This is a genomic window from Vibrio sp. Sgm 5 (genome assembly GCF_026241575.1).
Taxonomy (GTDB): domain Bacteria; phylum Pseudomonadota; class Gammaproteobacteria; order Enterobacterales; family Vibrionaceae; genus Vibrio; species Vibrio jasicida.
Genome location: NZ_JAPHPY010000017.1, coordinates 34,399 through 51,480 on the forward strand (window position 1 = coordinate 34,399; position 17,082 = coordinate 51,480).

16 protein-coding genes are annotated in these 17,082 nt (G+C 46.6%); 12 read left to right on the forward strand and 4 right to left on the reverse strand.

The genetic code is table 11. The features are described 5' to 3' along the window. Positions 1-4: 4 nt before the first annotated feature. The 9 genes from lptC (at position 5) to mgtE (ending at position 6,726) form a co-directional block, all read left to right on the forward strand. Complete coding sequence (gene lptC, locus OQJ86_RS11550) at positions 5-568, forward strand: LPS export ABC transporter periplasmic protein LptC (RefSeq protein WP_038864505.1); 564 nt, start codon at positions 5-7, stop codon at positions 566-568. Further along, entirely contained in the window at positions 549-1,043 is a 495-nt protein-coding gene (gene lptA / locus OQJ86_RS11555) for a lipopolysaccharide transport periplasmic protein LptA (protein WP_038864506.1), read from the forward strand. Before lptC ends, lptA begins: the two co-directional genes overlap by 20 nt. A gap of 1 nt (position 1,044) precedes the next feature. Next, entirely contained in the window at positions 1,045-1,770 is a 726-nt protein-coding gene (gene lptB / locus OQJ86_RS11560; RefSeq protein WP_038864508.1) for an LPS export ABC transporter ATP-binding protein, read from the forward strand. Positions 1,771-1,820: 50 nt separating this feature from the next. Beyond that, a complete protein-coding gene (locus OQJ86_RS11565) occupies positions 1,821-3,287 on the forward strand; it encodes an RNA polymerase factor sigma-54 (RefSeq protein WP_265987802.1) in 1,467 nt (488 codons plus the stop codon). A gap of 24 nt (positions 3,288-3,311) precedes the next feature. Continuing rightward, positions 3,312-3,599, forward strand: a complete 288-nt coding sequence (gene hpf / locus OQJ86_RS11570; protein WP_038864512.1) for a ribosome hibernation promoting factor — start codon at positions 3,312-3,314, stop codon at positions 3,597-3,599. Between the two features lie 2 nt (positions 3,600-3,601). After that, complete coding sequence (gene ptsN / locus OQJ86_RS11575; protein ID WP_038864515.1) at positions 3,602-4,048, forward strand: PTS IIA-like nitrogen regulatory protein PtsN; 447 nt, start codon at positions 3,602-3,604, stop codon at positions 4,046-4,048. Positions 4,049-4,062: 14 nt separating this feature from the next. After that, complete coding sequence (rapZ, locus tag OQJ86_RS11580; protein ID WP_038864517.1) at positions 4,063-4,926, forward strand: RNase adapter RapZ; 864 nt, start codon at positions 4,063-4,065, stop codon at positions 4,924-4,926. Positions 4,927-4,928: 2 nt separating this feature from the next. Then, complete coding sequence (locus tag OQJ86_RS11585; protein WP_038879700.1) at positions 4,929-5,204, forward strand: HPr family phosphocarrier protein; 276 nt, start codon at positions 4,929-4,931, stop codon at positions 5,202-5,204. Between the two features lie 166 nt (positions 5,205-5,370). Beyond that, positions 5,371-6,726 carry a magnesium transporter gene (gene mgtE / locus OQJ86_RS11590; RefSeq protein WP_038864521.1) on the forward strand — a complete coding sequence of 452 codons (1,356 nt, stop codon included), beginning with the start codon at positions 5,371-5,373 and terminating at the stop codon, positions 6,724-6,726. Positions 6,727-6,815: 89 nt separating this feature from the next. On the opposite strand, the gene pmbA is transcribed toward mgtE, so the two are convergent. Further along, positions 6,816-8,159 (reverse strand): metalloprotease PmbA, encoded by a 1,344-nt coding sequence (gene pmbA, locus OQJ86_RS11595; protein WP_038864524.1) that lies wholly within the window; start codon positions 8,157-8,159, stop codon positions 6,816-6,818. Between the two features lie 110 nt (positions 8,160-8,269). On the opposite strand from pmbA, the gene yjgA reads away from it, so the two are divergent. Continuing rightward, a complete protein-coding gene (gene yjgA / locus OQJ86_RS11600; protein ID WP_038864526.1) occupies positions 8,270-8,797 on the forward strand; it encodes a ribosome biogenesis factor YjgA in 528 nt (175 codons plus the stop codon). A gap of 65 nt (positions 8,798-8,862) precedes the next feature. Here the strand turns inward: yjgA and OQJ86_RS11605 are convergent, their stop codons facing one another. Beyond that, positions 8,863-9,825 (reverse strand): D-2-hydroxyacid dehydrogenase, encoded by a 963-nt coding sequence (locus OQJ86_RS11605; protein ID WP_265987803.1) that lies wholly within the window; start codon positions 9,823-9,825, stop codon positions 8,863-8,865. A 32-nt stretch (positions 9,826-9,857) separates the two neighbouring features. Continuing rightward, positions 9,858-10,610: a bifunctional tRNA pseudouridine(32) synthase/23S rRNA pseudouridine(746) synthase RluA gene (gene rluA, locus OQJ86_RS11610; RefSeq protein ID WP_038879703.1), complete on the reverse strand. Its 753-nt coding sequence runs from the start codon at positions 10,608-10,610 to the stop codon at positions 9,858-9,860. A 241-nt stretch (positions 10,611-10,851) separates the two neighbouring features. Between rluA and OQJ86_RS11615 the strand changes: the two genes are divergently transcribed. Next, positions 10,852-12,117: an NRAMP family divalent metal transporter gene (locus OQJ86_RS11615; protein WP_038864533.1), complete on the forward strand. Its 1,266-nt coding sequence runs from the start codon at positions 10,852-10,854 to the stop codon at positions 12,115-12,117. 97 nt (positions 12,118-12,214) lie between these two features. Here OQJ86_RS11615 and rapA read toward each other — a convergent pair whose 3' ends face one another. Then, positions 12,215-15,124, reverse strand: coding sequence for an RNA polymerase-associated protein RapA (gene rapA / locus OQJ86_RS11620; protein WP_104046289.1), 2,910 nt, complete (start codon positions 15,122-15,124; stop codon positions 12,215-12,217). Between the two features lie 536 nt (positions 15,125-15,660). On the opposite strand from rapA, the gene OQJ86_RS11625 reads away from it, so the two are divergent. Beyond that, complete coding sequence (locus OQJ86_RS11625; protein ID WP_038879704.1) at positions 15,661-17,037, forward strand: PhoH family protein; 1,377 nt, start codon at positions 15,661-15,663, stop codon at positions 17,035-17,037. Positions 17,038-17,082 lie beyond the last annotated feature (45 nt).

Below are 17,082 nucleotides of genomic sequence, written 5' to 3' on the forward strand. Positions count from 1 at the left end.
TTTTATGAGTTTTACTCGCCTTATTTATTTGCTCCTGATCTTCGTTGTCGCATGGTGTGGTTATTATTTGCTGACACCAAAAGGCGATGAAGATATACAGGTTGCACCTAATTTAGAACTGCCTATGTTCAGTGGTACTGGACTAGAAAATATCACTTATGGTGAAAATGGTGTCCGCAGTTACATCATTCGCTCTAACAGCTTGGATCATTACGCCAAGAGTGGAGATACGATTTTTAATAGCCCAACACTGATGGTTTACCGTGAAGGTAGCGTTGTTGAGTGGAAGGTCACTGCAACAAGAGCAGTACTTGATGAAGACCAGATCCTGACGTTATACGACAAAGTTCTCATGCAAAACTTATTGCCTGACGCAAGCTTTGACACCATGGCAACAGACAAGCTGGTCATCAACTTAAGCAATCGTGATTTTAAAGCCGATCAACAAGTAATGTTGGTTGGACCACAATTTGAAACTACCGGAGGCGCAATGCAAGGCAACTTAAAAGCCCACACTGCGACTCTGACAGATGAAGTTCAAGGTCGATATGAAACCGTTACACCTTAGCCTATTGGCATTGGTATTAGCAGCGCCACAAGCGTTGGCACTTAAGTCGGATACGCAACAGCCGGTTTACATTAATTCAGACACCCAGCAGGTGGACATGAAGAGTAACCAGGTGACCTTTAAAGGTGATGTATCTCTTAAGCAAGGTAGCATCAATATCGATGCTGACAGAATTGTTGTAACTCGTGACCCGAAAACGGAAGCGATCAAACAAATTCAAGCATTTGGTAAACCTGCCACTTTCTCTCAATTAATGGACGATGGTAAAACACTCAGTGGTCAAGCTACTGAATTGGATTACCGTATCTCTACTGACGAATTGACCATGAAAGGCCAAGCACAGCTAGCCCAAGACGGTAACACCATCAAGGGCTCATCAATTCGCTACCAAATTGGTCAACAGAAGCTTGTTGCTGACAGCTCGAAGAATGAGCGCGTTACCACCATCCTGCAACCGAACCAAATCGAGAACTAATATGGCAGTACTGAGCGCAAAGAATCTTGCTAAAAGCTACAAGAAACGCAAGGTCGTTACGGACGTGAGCCTCGAAGTCGAGTCTGGTCAAATTGTGGGACTGTTGGGTCCAAACGGCGCAGGTAAAACCACATCGTTTTACATGATTGTCGGCTTGGTACCTCGTGATGAAGGCATCATCACTATCGACGATCAAGACATCAGTATCCTACCGATGCACAGTCGCTCGCGCCTAGGTATCGGCTACTTGCCACAAGAAGCTTCCATATTCCGTAAGTTATCGGTTGAAGACAACATCATGGCCGTCCTAGAAACTCGCCAAGAGTTAACTCGAGAAGAGCGCCAAGATAAGCTTGAAGATTTATTGGAAGAATTCCACATACAGCACATACGCACCAGTGCGGGTATGGCACTATCAGGTGGTGAACGCCGCCGTGTAGAAATCGCTCGTGCATTGGCAGCAAACCCTCAGTTCATTTTGTTGGATGAACCGTTCGCGGGTGTTGACCCAATTTCGGTTAACGACATCAAAAAAATCATTGAACACTTGCGCGATCGTGGTCTTGGTGTGTTAATCACTGACCATAACGTTCGTGAAACCTTGGACGTTTGTGAAAAAGCCTATATCGTAAGTCAAGGACACCTTATTGCTTCAGGAACTCCGGATGAGGTTCTCAATAACGAGCAGGTGAAACAAGTTTATCTCGGTGAACAATTCCGTCTATGATTACATTAGGAACGGTAAGATTCTGAGCATTACAAGGTAAGTAACACTGAATGAAACCTTCATTACAACTCAAGCTAGGTCAACAGTTAGCCATGACGCCGCAGCTACAACAAGCGATTCGTTTGTTGCAATTGTCGACGCTCGACCTTCAACAGGAAATCCAAGAAGCCTTGGACTCCAACCCTTTATTGGAAGTTGAAGAAGGCCAAGAAGAACCTCAAGCAAATGGTGAAGACAAATCAGCACTCGATGCTGCAGACAACAGTGCCAATGAAACTGCCGAGATTGATGTTCCTGATAGCTCAGACGTGATTGAAAAATCTGAAATCAGCTCTGAGCTAGAAATCGACACCACTTGGGACGATGTGTACAGCGCGAACACTGGCAGTACAGGCTTAGCGCTTGATGACGATATGCCGGTCTATCAAGGTGAAACCACTGAATCGCTGCACGATTACCTAATGTGGCAGTTAGACTTAACGCCATTTAGCGAAACCGACCGCACCATCGCGTTAGCCATCATTGATGCGGTTGACGACTACGGTTACCTCACGCTCTCTCCAGAAGAAATTCATGAAAGCTTCGACAACGAAGATGTTGAACTTGATGAAATCGAAGCCGTTCGCAAACGCATTCAGCAATTTGACCCCCTTGGCGTTGCCTCTCGCAACCTTCAAGAATGTCTATTACTGCAATTAGCGACCTTCCCAGAAGATACACCGTGGCTCGCTGAAGCGAAAATGGTGCTGAGCGATCATATCGATAATCTTGGTAATCGCGATTACAAGCTCGTCATCAAAGAGACCAAACTGAAAGAAGCAGACCTACGTGAAGTGTTAAAGCTGATTCAGCAATTGGACCCTCGACCTGGCAGCCGTATTACTCCAGATGATACCGAATACGTTATTCCTGACGTTTCCGTTTTTAAAGATCATGGCAAATGGACGGTTTCTATTAATCCTGACAGCATCCCAAAACTAAAAGTAAATCAACAATATGCGCAACTGGGCAAAGGCAACAGTGCCGATAGCCAGTATATTCGCAGCAATTTGCAAGAGGCAAAATGGCTGATTAAGAGCCTAGAAAGCAGAAACGAGACGCTTCTCAAAGTTGCAAGATGTATTGTTGAACATCAACAAGATTTCTTCGAGTATGGTGAAGAAGCCATGAAACCAATGGTACTTAACGATGTAGCATTGGCAGTGGACATGCATGAATCCACGATTTCTCGTGTAACTACCCAGAAGTTTATGCACACACCACGTGGCATTTTTGAATTGAAGTACTTCTTCTCTAGTCATGTCAGTACAGACAATGGCGGAGAATGTTCGTCCACAGCAATTCGCGCGCTCATCAAAAAGTTGGTCGCAGCGGAAAATACCGCTAAACCATTGAGTGACAGCAAGATTGCTGCTCTTCTGGCTGACCAAGGGATTCAAGTCGCAAGACGTACGATCGCGAAGTATCGTGAATCCTTGGGTATCGCCCCTTCAAGTCAGCGTAAACGCCTACTTTAAGGCACCAACTGAAAAGGAAAGTCTATGCAAATCAATATTCAAGGCCATCACGTTGATCTTACCGATTCAATGCAAGACTATGTTCAATCAAAGTTTCAGAAGCTCGATAGATTCTTCGACCATATAAACCAAATACAAGTTGTACTAAAAGTTGAAAAACTTAACCAAATCGCGGAAGCTACGCTTCACATAAATCAGGGCGAAATCCACGCGTCATCGAATGACGAAAGTATGTATGCAGCAATTGATTCGCTGGTGGATAAATTAGTTCGTCAACTTAACAAGCACAAAGAAAAACTAAACAGTCATTAATCATGCAATTGAGCGAGATACTGTCACTGGACTGCACCAAAAGTGCAGTCCATTGTACAAGTAAGAAACGAGCCCTAGAGATGATCAGCCAAATTGTTGCTGAAAACACGGGCCAAGATTCAACCGAACTGTTTGAGTGTATGCTCAGCAGAGAAAAGATGGGTAGTACGGGTATCGGCAACGGTATTGCTATCCCTCACGCAAGAATGTCATCCAGCGATAAAGCCATTGCCGTATTACTTCAATGTGATGAAGCGATTGAGTTTGATGCGATCGACAACCGACCTGTAGACCTTCTCTTTGCGCTTCTGGTTCCAGAAGAACAGTGCAAAGAACACCTCAAAACACTATCCTCTATGGCTGAACGCTTGAGCGACAAGCAAGTGTTAAAAATGCTGCGCAAAGCTCAGAGCGATGAAGAACTCTACGACATTATGATTCATCAGTAATCGAGGCGATCACCATGCGATTAATTGTTGTTAGCGGGCACTCCGGTGCCGGGAAGAGTGTTGCCCTGCGCGTACTTGAGGACTTAGGGTATTACTGCGTAGACAACCTACCAGTTAACTTGCTTGATGCGTTTGTAAAGTCGGTATCCGACAGTAAACAGAACGTTGCCGTAAGTATCGATATTCGAAATATCCCAAAGAAACTCAAAGAGCTGAACACCACTCTCGAAAAACTCAAAACTGAGTTAGACGTAACGGTGCTGTTCTTAGATGCGAACAAAGAGACCTTACTCAAACGCTACAGCGAAACCAGACGGATCCATCCGCTGTCGCTTGGCGCTCAATCCTTATCTCTTGATCAAGCCATTGAGTTAGAACACGAGATACTGATGCCCTTAAAAGCACACGCGGACTTAGTGCTCAACAGCAGTGGTCAATCCCTGCATGACTTGAGCGAAACCGTACGTATGCGCGTTGAAGGGCGAGATCGAAAAGATCTGGTGATGGTATTCGAATCCTTCGGTTTCAAATATGGACTACCCTCTGATGCCGATTACGTGTTTGATGTGCGCTTCTTGCCAAACCCGCATTGGGAACCAGCATTGCGCCCTCTTACAGGTCTAGATGCCCCGATTGGAGCCTTCCTAGAGCAACATCAATCTGTACTCGATCTTAAGTATCAAATTGAAAGTTTTATCGAGACTTGGCTGCCTCTGCTAGAAAAAAACAATCGCAGTTACTTAACTGTCGCGATTGGTTGTACTGGTGGTAAACATCGCTCAGTGTATCTCACGCAAAAAATTGGTGAGTTCTTCGCTGACAAAGGCCATCAGGTACAAATTCGCCACACTTCATTGGAAAAAAACGTTAAGGAATAACGGTGGAATTAAGTCGTAAGGTATTGATCCAAAACCGCTTAGGGCTTCACGCTCGCGCTGCGGTAAAACTGGTCGAACTGGCACAAAGCTACGATGCGATCATTACGATCGACAACGAAGAAGATAAAACAGCCACCGCTGATAGCGTTATGGGGCTATTAATGCTTGAGTCCGCCCAAGGGCAATACGTGACGATCCACGCCACTGGCGATCAATCAGAGCAAGCCCTTGATGCGGTTTGTCATTTGATTGAAGATAAGTTTGATGAAGGCGAGTGATTCACTCGCTTTTTTATTTTTAACACCCAAATATTCCACATCGCTTCCCCTTCCTACTTAAATTCCGATAAATAATTTTGTCGACTTTCATAAGTTGTTATTAAAAGGTGCCTAGAATTAAGTTATTATTCAAAGCATTGTAAATATCAGGAATTAGGGGGAATGAATGGCAGAGCAAATAGAATTCGACCAAGCTCACCAAGCCCTCCAAGAAGTCACAGAAGCGCTGGAAAACGGCCGCTTTGTCCATGTTCGTCGCCAATTGCAGGACATGGAACCTGAGGATATCGCCCACCTTTTAGAAGCCTCTCCACGTAAAAGTCGTGAAGTACTCTGGCAACTGACTGACCCAGAAGACTACGGTGAGATTCTTGACGAGCTAAACGAAGACGTCAAAGACAGTCTCGTGTCCAAAATGGCCCCAGAAGCGCTTGCAGAAGCGACGGAAGGCATGGACACTGATGATGTGGCTTACGTACTGCGTAGCTTGCCTGACGACGTCTCACGTGAAGTTCTATCCCAGATGGACACCGCTGACCGTCAACGAGTCGAAACGGCGCTATCCTACCCTGAGGATACCGCTGGCGGATTGATGAACACCGACGTAATCACCATTCGTGGTGATGTGGATGTGGACGTTGTCCTGCGCTACTTACGCATGAAAGGCGAACTGCCTGAAGCAACCGATGCATTATACGTCATTGATGATGATAGTAAGCTGATTGGTGAACTGCCGATTACCACACTGATTACCACTCAACCTGATGTCAAAGTCAGTGCTGTGATGGAAGATGCCGACGATGCAATTACCGTAGATACCAGTGACTCTGATGTTGCTAGTCTATTTGAACGTCGTAACTGGGTATCTGCACCTGTAGTTGATGAAAACCAACATCTAGTTGGCCGTATCACCATCGATGACGTGGTCGATGTTATCCGTGAAGATGCCGAACACTCAATGATGAGTATGGCGGGTATGGATGACGATGAAGATACCTTCGCACCTGTCGTAAAATCCGCTCGTAAGCGCAGTATTTGGCTCGGTGCCAATGTACTTGCAGCGCTAGCGGCAGCCTCAGTATCCAACATGTTTGAAGCAACACTAGAGCAAATGGCGGCTATCGCCGTCTTGATGACCATTGTTCCATCGATGGGTGGCGTTGCGGGTAACCAAACGGTCGCTCTGGTGATCCGCGGTTTAGCGCTTGGTCATATTGGTGATTCAAACAAACGAGAACTATTGCTGAAAGAAGCCGCTATCGGCTTACTTAACGGCATCATGTGGGCACTGATCATCGGAGGTATCGTGGTTGCTTGGAAAGGAAACTGGATGCTTGGCGGTATCATCTCTGCGGCCATGTTGACCAACCTTTTTGTAGCAGGTGTTGCCGGCGTAACCATCCCTATTCTACTCAAGAAAATGAACATCGACCCAGCCTTGGCTGGCGGTATGGCACTGACCACGGTCACTGACGTGATTGGTTTGTCAGTCTTCTTAGGCCTCGCGACCCTGCTGATTTAATCTCATGTCATAAACTGCCATGAACAAGCAATAAAAAAGCCTGATGAGTACATCAGGCTTTTTTGCATCTAGCGGTTAGCGGGGTGATATTATTCGCCCGCCACCTTCATGGTATCAAGCAAGATAGAGCCGGTTTGGATTTGAGAACGCGTTTCCACATCGCTACCCACGGCAACAATTTGGTTGAACATGTCTTTTAGGTTACCCGCAATGGTAATTTCTGATACTGGGTATTGGATTTCACCATTTTCTACCCAGAAGCCAGCAGCACCACGAGAGTAATCACCTGTCACGACGTTCACGCCTTGGCCCATGGTTTCAGTTACTAGTAAACCTGTGCCAAGCTCTTTCAGCATTTGCTCGAAACTTTGTCCCGTCGACTTCACGTACCAGTTGTGGATACCACCAGCATGGCCAGTTGGGTCCATTTTCATTTTACGAGCCGCATAACTCGTTAGCAGGTAAGTCGCGAGTACACCATCGGTGATGATTTCACGATCTTGCGTGTACACACCTTCACTATCAAATGGACTAGAAGCTAGGCCACGTAAGACATGTGGACGCTCTGAAATATTGAACCATTCTGGAAGTACTTGCTTGCCGAGGTGATCAAGTAAGAAAGAGGATTTACGGTACAGGTTACCACCGCTGATTGCCATCACTAGGTGGCCAATCAAACCTGTCGCTACATCCGCAGCAAACATGACTGGGTACTTACCCGTTTTCAGCTTTTGAGCGTCTAAGCGACTGATGGTTTTTTCTGCGGCACTGCGGCCAACCACTTCAGGAGCCCAAAGGTCGTCACGATGGCGAGCAACGGTGTAGCTGTAGTCACGCTCCATCTCACCATTTTTGCCTACACCAATCACACAACAGCTGGTGCTGTGGCGACTTGACGCGTAGCTTGCCAACAAGCCATGGCTGTTACCGTACACTTTGACGCCGTAATGACTGTCATAGCTCGCACCATCGCTTTGCTTAATCGCATCGCTGTAGTTAAGTGCTTCTTTTTCAGCGGCAATCGCAACTTGTGCTGCGTAATCTGGATCGGGTGCGTCTGGGTGGAAAAGGTCTAAATCAGGCACCTCTTTCACCATATATTCTTTCGGAGCTGGGCCCGCGAATGGATCTTCTGATGTGTATTGAGCGATGTCTAATGCTGCTAACACCGTTTGCTCGATAGCCGCTTCGCTCAAATCGGATGTGGAAGCACTGCCTTTACGTTGGCCACGGTAAACGGTAATACCCAGTGCGCCGTCGCTGTTGAATTCAACGTTTTCCACGTCACCCATGCGAGTGGAAACACTCAAACCCGTGCTCTTGGTAATTGCGACTTCAGCGGCATCAGACTTCGCCGCAGCGATTTCTAGTGCACGTGAAACGGCTTGTTCTAGCTCGGTACGTTGCTCAGCAACCTGCTGTTTAATATCCATTGTCTTTCACATCATGTATTCGATGTACAATAGAATAACAAGAATTTCGCTTTCTCCCCACGATTCTTGTTAAAATAGTCATAATATTAATCAAAACACAGGCAACTGAAATGGCACGTAAGAATCAAAAAGCGCCATGGGAACCAGAAGAAGAGATCATCTGGGTAAGTAAATCCGAGATGAAGCGCGACATGGAAGAGCTGCAAAAGCTTGGCGAAGAGCTTGTCGGCCTTAAGCCAGCAGCTCTCGAAAAGTTTCCATTGAGCGAAGACCTACGCGAAGCAATTGCTGATGCGCAGCGCTTTAAAAACGAAGCACGCCGTCGTCAACTGCAACGTATTGGTAAGTTAATGCGTTACGAAGATCCAGAGCCAATCCAAGCGGCACTAGACAAAGTTCGCAACAAACACTCGCAAGCAACAGCGGCACTACACAAGCTTGAAGCGCTGCGTGATCGTGTAGTCGAAGAGGGCGACAAAGCAATTGATGACGTTATGGAGCTCTATCCAGAAGCAGACCGTCAACGTCTACGCCAACTTGCTCGCCAAGCAGCGAAAGAGAAGAAGGCCGGTAAACCAGCAAAATCTTACCGTGAAATTTTCCAAATTCTAAAAGCCTTGAACGAAGAAGAAATCTAATTCAATACTTAAGAACGCAAAAAGCAGACCTTTGTGTCTGCTTTTTTTATGTCTATTTTCTAGTATTACGCTAGACGATTGAGGTTCTCACCACGATCAAACGCGTTAATATTCTCAATTAAAATCTCAGCTAAACGCTGTATCGAAGAATCACTTCCCCACGCAACATGCGGCGTTAGTAGCAAGTTAGGCAAATGCATATTGGCAATCAACGGGTTGCTTTCATCAGCGGGTTCTTGGGTAAAGACATCAAACCCAGCCCCAGCAATCTCACCTTGCTTTAACCCATCGACCAAAGCTTGCTCATCCACCAAGCCGCCACGTCCGGTATTAATCAAAATAGACGTTGGCTTCATCTGCTTAAGTTCCGCTTCACCAATCAAATTATGTGTCTCATCATTCAATGGACAATGTAGCGTGATAGCGTCCGCTTGATCCAACATCTCGGTAAAAGAAACATAGCCTTCTCGGCACTCTGTTACACCTTTACGTTCTGCAAACAACACATTCATACCCAATGCTTTTGCCAATTGTGCCGTTGCTTGACCTAATGCGCCGCTGCCAAGCACACCTAAGGTGCTGCCTGCAACATCTCCAATCGGATGCGTAAAGAAACAGAACTGCTTGTTGCGCTGCCATTCGCCAGCAGCGATATCTTGGTGATAACCAAACAAGTTACGACGCAAAGCAAACAGCATCGCGATAACGTGTTCTGGCACAGAGCGGGTCGCATAGCCACGCACGTTGGTAACCGCGATGTTGTGCTCGGCGCAATAGTTTACATCGACGTTATTAAAGCCCGTTGCCGCGACGGCAATCATCTTGAGGTGAGGAAGTTGAATGAGAACACATTGGTCGAGCACCACTTTGTTGCTTATCACGATATCCGCATCAGCAAGACGCTCAACAACTTGCTCTGGAGAAGTCAGATCGTATTCCACCCAATCATGGGCAAAGCTTGGACGAGGTATTTGAATTTGGGCTGGGATGGTCGCTCGGTCGAGGAAGACCACTTTAGGCAGTGACATAACAACTCCTTGTTCACTGCCTAAAGATGAATTTATGGACGTGGCAGTGTTTTGTAATCTGGTAATTTACGCGCTGGGTTGAAATAGTCAAAGATCATCTCTTCCGCTTCTAGGTAAAAATCACAAGGAACAAAAATACTGCGCAACCAATCGGTTTTCGGGTGATAAAAGCTCAGCTCTGCGGCGTGCAACTCTAGACGTTCAGAGAAGGCTTTTGCTTCTTCTGTTGCGTAGAACTCATCACCCACAATTGGGTGACCTAACGCTTGCATATGAACACGCAATTGGTGTGAGCGGCCTGTAATCGGCAATAAACGCACAATCGTCGTCTTTGAACCATCAGGGTGTTCTTCTCGCTTCGCTACTTGGAAGATCGTCCTAGAGGGTTTGCCATCTTCAAAGCATACTTTCTGCAGAGGACGATTCGGCCAATCACAAATCAAAGGCAGATCGATCTCGCCCTCTTCTTGTTCAATATGGCCCCAAACACGTGCGTAGTAGATTTTATGCGTCAATCGGTATTGAAACTGTTTTTTTAACGCACTTTCTGCACGCTTGTTTTTAGCAAGAACCATTAAGCCAGAAGTGCACATATCTAAACGATGCACGACTTGAATGTCTGGATATTGCTCGGTTAAGCGACTCCACATGCTGTCATAGTGCTCAGCAAGACGCCCCGGCACAGAAAGCAAACCAGATGGCTTGTTTACCGCCAAAATTTGCTCATCTTCAAAAACGACATCAATCCAAGGGTCGGTTGGTGGATTGTACTCAAGCATTGCCATGGGCAGGATCTCTACAGAATAAAAACGCGCTGATTATACCCAAGAGATGCAAAGATGCATGCAGAAAAATCGCTTAAATCCTGCCTCTTTTTACCATCGATATAACTTTTAGAAATAACAAAAAACAACCAAGTCAATAAGAAAGAGAAAAATTAAAAAAATCACTTCGTAAATATAAATTGACAAGCTGAGCGGTAATGTTATTTATAAGCACTAGTTGACACAAAAAGGACAATAATAAATGGAATCCGCAGTATCCGATCAACCCCAATCCAAAGTCTCGCAATTCTTCCGCTCTCTTGGCCCTGGTATTCTCATGGCCTCTGCCGCCGTCGGTGGTTCTCACCTTGTTGCATCCACCAAAGCTGGGGCTATCTACGGCTGGCAACTTGCGGCGCTCATCCTGCTGGTAAACCTTTTTAAATACCCATTCTTCCGAGCAGGCGTGCAGTACACCATGGGCACTGGTAAAACGTTGGTTGAAGGCTATGCCAAACTTGGTCGCCCATACTTGTGGTTGTTCTTATTCCTCAGTTCCGTTTCTGCGGTCATCAACACAGCAGCACTGTTGATGTTCAGTGCGAGCTTGTTGGGCTATTTCATTCCATTTTCTTTGTCGATGGCATCACTCAGTGTCATTGTTTTGGTAACATGTTTAGTGATTTTATTCGCCGGCCACTACAAAGCACTGGATACACTTTCAAAAGTCATTATGACGGTCCTAACGATAGCGACGCTACTTGCGGTTGCGATAGCGTTTGGAAACCCTGTAGAGCCTGTTGCGAACTTTGAATCCCCTTCTCCGTGGTCAATTGCAGCAATCGGCTTTATCGTTGTGACCATGGGCTGGATGCCTGCTCCAATCGAGATCTCTTGTTTAACGTCTGCGTGGCTAAAGCGCCAAACTAGCCAACAAGAAGTTACGGCAAAATCTGCCCTGTTTGATTTCAACGTCGGCTACATTGGTACTGCGGTATTGGCTTTGGTGTTTGTATCACTAGGTGCGTTGATGCTGCACGGTTCAGGTATTGAGCTTAAGAGCTCCGGCGTAGGCTTCTCCCATCAGCTTGTTGGCTTGTACGCCTCAACCATTGGTGAATGGTCACGTTACCTGATTGCTGTGATTGCGTTCTTTTGTATCTTCGGCAGCACCATTACGGTAATTGACGGCTACTCGCGTGTGATTTCAGACTCTCAACGGTTGCTGCGTTCACAACCAGAAACCGATCCAAAAGCGACGTCGGCCATCATGCTTATTGTTTCTCTATGTGCTTTAGGTATCGTTGTTTTCTGGGCTTCAGCACTATTACCGATGTTGAACTTTGCCATGGTATTGGCGTTTATGACGACGCCATTCTTCGCGCTTTTAAACTATATTCTAGTGAGTAAAACCGACTTGCCTAAACCATTGGCGCTGGGTCGTAAATTGAAGTGGTTGTCGATTGCTGGTTTGATTTACTTATTCGGCTTCTTAGCGCTATTCATTTGGTGGAAGTGGTTGATGTAATCAGCTGCGAGCAATCAACTGAGCTTATGAGATAAAAAGCTCAGATAAAGAAAAAGGTCTTCAATTGAAGACCTTTTTTCGTTTGTATGGACGCTGATTAGTTGTGGCTGACGACAATTAAACGTAGCGAATCTAGCTGAACCTGAGCTTGGTTGATATAGCCAGTTAGCTCTTTGATTTGTTCTTCAATCACTTCAATTTCTTCGTCACGGATGTTCGGGTTAACCGCTTTCAGTGCTTGTAGGCGCTCAAGCTCTGCATTCAAGCTTTGTTGCATGTCTTGCTGTGCTTGCTTGCGAATCTCTTCCACTTTCTGCTCAACCAATGCGTCACCCGCTTCGATGAGGCTGTGGATGTCTTTCTGTACTGATGTCACTAGCTTGCTGCCTAGGTGACGGTTTACTGGGCTAAGCTGACGGTTGAAACCTTCAAACTCAACCTGAGAAGACAGATCATTACCACGACCGTCCATCATCATGCGGATTGGCGTCTTCGGTAGGAAACGCGTAATACCGCTGCGTTTTGGTGCTTGCGCATCCACCGCGTAAACCAACTCAAGCAAGATAGTGCCCACTGGTAGCGCTTTGTTCTTCAGCAAAGAAACCGCTGACGTACCCACACCTTCGCTCATCAGCAGATCGATACCGCCTTGAATCATTGGGTGTTCCCAACTGATGAAGTGCATGTCTTCGCGAGACAGCGCGGTATCGCGGTCAAACGTGATTGTCGCGCCTTCGTATGGCAAACCTGGGTAGCTTGGCACCATCATGTGCTCAGATGGAGTTACAATCAGAGCGTTTTCACCCTTGTCGTCTTGGTTCAGACCGATGGTATCGAACAGAGACAACGCGAATGTCACTAGGTTTGTATCGCCATCCGTCGATGCGATTTTCTCAACGATTTGCTGCGCTTTATCGCCGCCGTTTGAGTGCATTTCTAGCAGGCGGTCACGACCTTGCTCAAGTTGTGATTTCAGCTCTTTGTTCATCTTCGCTGATTCTTCAATCACTTCATCAAGGCTTGAAACATCACCAGATGCCAGCATTTCAATCAGTGCATCAGAGTACTTATCGTAAACCGCGCGACCTGTTGGACACGTTTCAGCAAACGCGTTCAGACCTTCATCGAACCAACGCGCAAGGATCGCTTGTGAAGTACCTTTTAGGTAAGGTACGTGGATGTCGATATCACGCTTCTGACCGATACGGTCCAGACGGCCAATACGTTGCTCTAACAAGTCTGGGTTGAATGGCAAATCGAACATCACAAGCTGGTTAGCAAACTGGAAGTTACGACCTTCTGAGCCGATTTCGCTACAGATAAGAACCTGCGCACCACCCTCTTCTTGTGCGAAGTAAGCCGCTGCTTTATCACGCTCAAGAATCGACATGCCTTCGTGGAATACGGTTGCACGAATACCTTCACGCTCACGCAATGCTTGCTCAAGTTGCAACGCAGTGCTTGCACGAGAAGCAATAACCAATACTTTATCGCTGCGCTTCTCTTTTACTTTTTCAAGTAACCAGTTCACACGTGAGTCGAACTGCCACCAGCTTGAATCTTCGCCTTCAAATTCTTGGAAGATTTCTTCTGGGTAAAGGTTCTTCACCGCGCGCGCTTCTGGTGTCATCTTGCCACCGATCATGCCTGATACACGCATTGATGTGGTGTACTGCTGCGGAATATCCATTGGCATGAGATGCACGTTACGCTTCGGGAAACCTTTGATTGCAGCACGTGTGTTACGGAACAGCACTCGACCTGTACCGTGACGGTCCATCAGGTTGTCGATCAGTTCTTGGCGTGCTGACGCTTTCGCTTCTTCATCACTGTCGCTTTCGATAATACGGAATAGCGGCTCAACGTCCTGCTCAGAAAGCAGTTCTGTAATTTGGTTTTTCGCTTCGTCTGGCAGTTTCTCACCAGAGAATAGCGACGTGATAGCATCCGCAACAGGTGCGTATTGCTCTTCTTCTTCAACAAACGCTTCATAATCGTAGAAACGATCTGGATCTAGAAGACGTAGACGAGCGAAGTGGCTCTCACGACCTAGCTGCTCTGGCGTTGCGGTAAGCAGTAACACACCCGCTGTGCGTTCTGCCAAGCCTTCTACCACTTGGTATTCGCGGCTTGGTTTGTCTTGGCTCCACTCTAGATGGTGCGCTTCATCGACAACCAATAGATCCCACTCGCCTTCGAGCGCTTGTTCAAAACGCTTACGGCTCTTACGTAGGAAATCCAGTGAACACAGTACGTATTGCTGCGTATCAAATGGGTTTTCTGCTTCTGCAAAAGCTTCAATACAACGTTCTTCATCGAAGATAGAGAAGTGCAGGTTGAAACGACGCATCATCTCAACGAGCCACTGGTGTTGCAGTGTCTCTGGTACCACGATAAGAATACGCTCGGCACGACCCGCCAGTACTTGTTGGTGGATGATCATGCCCGCTTCGATGGTTTTACCAAGACCCACTTCATCCGCTAGCAATACGCGAGGCGCGTGACGGCGACCGACTTCGTGTGCAATGTACAGCTGGTGAGGAATCAAACCTGCACGCATGCCACACAGACCACGCATTGGGCTCTTGTGTTGTTCAAATTGGTTTTGTAGCGCACGGTAGCGAAGTACAAAGTTGTCCATGCGGTCGATTTGACCTGCGTACAACTTGTCTTGCGGTTTGTTAAAACGAATGTGGTTGCTTAGGAAGATTTCACGCAACACGATCGCCGTTTCTTGCGTGTCTTCACGAGTACCGAAATAGGTGTATAAACCTTCATCTTCCAGTACTTCTTCAACTTTTAATGACCAACCTTCTTGGCAATCGATGACATCACCGACGTTGAACGTTACTCGGGTAACTGGTGCATCGTTACGTGCGTAAACTCGGTTTTCCTCTGATGCTGCAAACATCAATGTCACAGTACGAGCATCCATTGCCACTACGGTACCTAAACCTAAATCGCTTTCCGTATCGCTAATCCAGCGCTGCCCCAAAGCAAATGTCATGAATTGACTACCTCGTTGTTGTTTCTTGTTGGTCTCTACCCATCCCGATGGGCATGGATATTAGTTTAGATCTGATTCTGGCTTCTGCTATGCCAATCGTGCTTGTCATGCCACTTTGTGCTGTGCATTTTTAAGCCAGCTGAACATGATAAATCGGACGTAGCCTATACGCAGAAAAAGGTCGCTAATCTTACTTGAAGCTGTGATTTAGGTCACGTCGAAACCGCCCAGAGGGCAAACTTTTTTTCCTGAATTAGGAATGCAATCAAATTGTAAAAAACTCATGACAATTATTAAGTTGTAAGAAGTAAATATTACGTATACTTCTATTGAGGGGCGCTTAGAGTCATCGTGCATGATTTGAGCGCATTAAGTACACGATTAGGATCAACACGGGTTTGCAGTAAGTTGTCTTGCTACTCGGTTGCGCACTAACCGACATTGCCCGACAACCTCTATTGCAAGCAATCAGAGTTAGGAAGTTTGTTCCTTCTTAACTACTAGCCAGCAAAGCCGCGCTGCGGCAAGGAGACGCTATGGGCGATACCGATCGGAAACTATTTGTACTCGATACCAACATTCTTCTTCATGAACCCTTCGCCATCTTCTCTTTCCAAGAACACGATGTCGTCATCCCTATGACTGTGTTGGAAGAACTCGATCGAATCAAAGACAGCAAACGTGATGTTGCTCGAGATGCACGCGTTGCGATTCGCGCTTTGGAGGATTTATTTAGAGAAGCCACGCCAGATGAAATCTCAGAAGGCATTCCCGTTTCTAAAGACAACCCAAGCCAAGGCACCATCTCTATTTTGGCGGACTTCGAATTGCAGGAAACCGTCAAAGCCTTCGCCGACAAAGCCGGTGACAACCGCATACTCAATGCGGTGCTTTATCTGCAAAACAAACGCGCACCACGCGAAGTTGTGCTCGTAACCAAAGACATCAACATGCGTTTGCGAGCCAAAGGCGCTGGCGTACGTTTCGTTGAAGACTATCGTACGGATCAGCTGATTGATGATATCCAATACCTCACCAAAGGCTTTCAACAACGTGAAGGCGAATTTTGGAGTGGTGTGGATGAGGTGGAAAGCTACGCGCTGGGTGGAAAAACGTTCCATAAACTCAGCCGCGAACCGTTCGACCCGACCTTTATTAATCAATACGTGATTGATGAAGAGAGTGATTTTGTAGGTCGAGTAGAAACCATCAATGAGGATAAGCTCACCTTACTCGACCTCAGCCGTGAGCGCATGATGCATCGTCGCGCTTGGGACATTACACCGAAAAATATCTATCAAGGCATGGCGATGGATGCCCTGCTCGATCCAGATATTGACTTGGTGATTCTGACCGGTGCCGCCGGTAGTGGTAAGACACTGCTCGCAATGGCAGCGGCATTGGAACAAACCATTGAAAAAGGCATGTTCGATAAGATTATCGTAACGCGGAACACGCCAGACATTGGTGAGTCGATTGGTTTCTTACCGGGTTCGGAAGAAGAGAAAATGATGCCTTGGTTAGCAGCGGTGACCGATACCTTGGAAGCGCTGCACAAGAACGACCATTGCACCGAAGGTTCGATGAAGTACATCTGTGATAAAGCCAACATTCAGTTTAAGTCGATTAACTTTATGCGTGGCCGCTCGATCCAGAATGCGTTCGTCTTGCTCGATGAGTGTCAGAACTTAACCGCTTCACAAATCAAAACCATCATCACTCGTTGTGGTGAAGGCACTAAGATTGTGTGTTCGGGTAACTTGGCACAGATTGACTCCCATTACCTAACCCCAGTGACGTCTGGTTTGACGTATATGGTTGAACGCTTCAAGAACTTTGAAGGCAGCGCCAATATTCACCTAAATGGTGTGGTGCGCAGCCGCTTGGCTGAATTTGCGGAAGAGAACCTATAGCGAATCCTCTCCCCCTAAAAACAAAAGAGCGCTCAATGAGCGCTC

Coding starts and splice junctions, on each gene's coding strand:
- OQJ86_RS11615 (WP_038864533.1), top strand. CDS start 10,852: ATGGAATCCGCAGTATCCGATCAACCCCAATCCAAAGTCTCGCAATTC.
- yjgA (WP_038864526.1), top strand. CDS start 8,270: ATGGCACGTAAGAATCAAAAAGCGCCATGGGAACCAGAAGAAGAGATC.
- mgtE (WP_038864521.1), top strand. CDS start 5,371: ATGGCAGAGCAAATAGAATTCGACCAAGCTCACCAAGCCCTCCAAGAA.
- lptC (WP_038864505.1), top strand. CDS start 5: ATGAGTTTTACTCGCCTTATTTATTTGCTCCTGATCTTCGTTGTCGCA.
- OQJ86_RS11625 (WP_038879704.1), top strand. CDS start 15,661: ATGGGCGATACCGATCGGAAACTATTTGTACTCGATACCAACATTCTT.
- lptA (WP_038864506.1), top strand. CDS start 549: ATGAAACCGTTACACCTTAGCCTATTGGCATTGGTATTAGCAGCGCCA.
- pmbA (WP_038864524.1), bottom strand. CDS start 8,159: ATGGATATTAAACAGCAGGTTGCTGAGCAACGTACCGAGCTAGAACAA.
- lptB (WP_038864508.1), top strand. CDS start 1,045: ATGGCAGTACTGAGCGCAAAGAATCTTGCTAAAAGCTACAAGAAACGC.
- rapZ (WP_038864517.1), top strand. CDS start 4,063: ATGCGATTAATTGTTGTTAGCGGGCACTCCGGTGCCGGGAAGAGTGTT.
- rluA (WP_038879703.1), bottom strand. CDS start 10,610: ATGGCAATGCTTGAGTACAATCCACCAACCGACCCTTGGATTGATGTC.
- OQJ86_RS11605 (WP_265987803.1), bottom strand. CDS start 9,825: ATGTCACTGCCTAAAGTGGTCTTCCTCGACCGAGCGACCATCCCAGCC.
- OQJ86_RS11565 (WP_265987802.1), top strand. CDS start 1,821: ATGAAACCTTCATTACAACTCAAGCTAGGTCAACAGTTAGCCATGACG.
- hpf (WP_038864512.1), top strand. CDS start 3,312: ATGCAAATCAATATTCAAGGCCATCACGTTGATCTTACCGATTCAATG.
- rapA (WP_104046289.1), bottom strand. CDS start 15,124: ATGACATTTGCTTTGGGGCAGCGCTGGATTAGCGATACGGAAAGCGAT.
- ptsN (WP_038864515.1), top strand. CDS start 3,602: ATGCAATTGAGCGAGATACTGTCACTGGACTGCACCAAAAGTGCAGTC.